General features: G+C 72.3%; 2 protein-coding genes and 1 pseudogene. 2 read left to right on the top strand and 1 reads right to left on the bottom strand.

Annotated features, from left to right (window positions below; all coding sequences use genetic code 11):
- Positions 1-632 (top strand): annotated as a pseudogene (locus GT042_RS01245) (hypothetical protein); the annotation flags it as partial.
- A complete protein-coding gene (locus GT042_RS01240; RefSeq protein WP_161306836.1) occupies positions 619-882 on the top strand; it encodes a hypothetical protein in 264 nt (87 codons plus the stop codon). The pseudogene GT042_RS01245 and the gene GT042_RS01240, both read left to right, overlap by 14 nt.
- On the opposite strand, the gene GT042_RS01235 is transcribed toward GT042_RS01240, so the two are convergent.
- Positions 789-1,331: a DoxX family protein gene (locus GT042_RS01235; RefSeq protein WP_202532199.1), complete on the bottom strand. Its 543-nt coding sequence runs from the start codon at positions 1,329-1,331 to the stop codon at positions 789-791. The two genes, GT042_RS01240 and GT042_RS01235, sit on opposite strands and share 94 nt — an antisense overlap.
- Positions 1,332-1,558: the final 227 nt, after the last annotated feature.

Here is a 1,558-nt window from a genome sequence, read left to right as displayed (position 1 = left end):
GCCCGCGCGGCATCGGCGGCGCGGTCTTCCTGCTGGCGCTGATCGCGGGCGGCCTCGGCACGGGCCTGTCGTGGGACACCCAGCCTCTCGGTACGAGCCTCCAGATCGGCCTGTCGGCGGCGCTCGCGGTCTTCGGGGCCGGGCTCGCGGTGAGCGCGTTCCTGGGCCGTACGGGCCTGGGCACGCTGTTCCTCGCGGTGGTCACGGGCGGCCTGCTCGCCGCGTCCGCCTCGATCCCCAAGGACATCACCACGGAGTGGGGCCGCGAGACCTGGACACCGGCCTCGTACGGCGTCGTACAGCCCCGCTACCAGCTCGGCTCCGGGGTCGGCACGCTCGATCTCGGCGGCTTGGCGGTCCCGGCCGGGCGGACGGTCCGTACGCACGCGGAGGTCGGCGCCGGGCAGTTGAAGGTGGTCGTCCCGCGCGGGACGAAGGTGGTCATACGGGCCGAGGCGGGCCTCGGGGACCTCAGGCTGCCGGGGAGGCCGCCGAACGACGTGGACATCTCCCTCGGCAACAGACAGACCAGCACGCTCGCGCCGCGCGCCGGCGCGGACCCGGCCGGCACGATCGTGCTGGACGTCTATGTCGGTTTCGGACAGGTGGAGGTCAGCCGTGCCGCGTCATGAGCTGAGGCCGGGACGGCTGGTGGCGGGCGTGACGGTGCTCGGCGCGGCCGTCGCCTACGCGGGCGACGCGGCGGGCGCCTGGCCGACGCCGTGGTTCGCGGTCTTCCCCGTCCTCTTCTGCGGTTTCCTGGTGGCCGGGGTGGTGGCCCTGGTCGACTACCGCATGCGGCGCCGGCGGTCGGCGAGGACGGCGTCCAGCGAGAAGGTGGGCGTGCCGGCGAGCACGAGCGGCAGCCAGGCCATGAGGTAGGCGAGGTCGTTGCCGTAGTAGTACGGGGTGCTCTGCCAGCTGACGGTCAGCCACAGGCTCAGCGAGATGAAGGCACCGCCGAGTGCGGCGACCCGCCCGAACAGGCCGAACAGCGTGCCGAGGCCCACGGCGAGTTCACCGAGGGCGATCGCGTAGCCGAATCCCGAGGGGCTCTTGAGGGCGAGGTCGACCAGTGCCGGTATGGCCGCGCTGTCCCGTACACCGTGCATCATCTCGCCGACCGAACCGGCCCCGGACGCGGCGAAGAAGCCGCTGGTGGTGAGCTTGTCGATGCCCGCGTAGATGAAGGTGATGCCGAGGAAGAGCCTCAGCGGCAGCAGCGCGTGCCGCGTCGCCAGCTCCTTCAGCCCGCCGGGCCGGTCACCGCCGCCGCCCGTACCGATGCCGCCGATCCGCCCGTAGCTCTCTGTCCGGTAGTTGTGTGCCATCGCCGGTCCCGCCTCTCCCTGTCCCGCCGTCGCAGGGACGAATGTCCGTGCGCGCCTCGCCCATGCATACGCACAGGACGCGCCCGGCACTCAGCGGTAAAAGGGTCAAACCGTAGGGAGATCCCCGCGCCCTAGGGCGTGTCCGCAAAGTGGCGTCTGGCCCGCGGCGTCTGGCCCGCGCGCTCGCGGCGTTGTCGGACCGAGCGAGTACATCCAGTACACGCTCG

Source organism: Streptomyces sp. SID3212 (assembly GCF_009865405.1).
In the GTDB taxonomy this organism is placed as follows: domain Bacteria; phylum Actinomycetota; class Actinomycetes; order Streptomycetales; family Streptomycetaceae; genus Streptomyces.
This window is presented reverse-complemented; position numbering and strand designations above follow the sequence as displayed.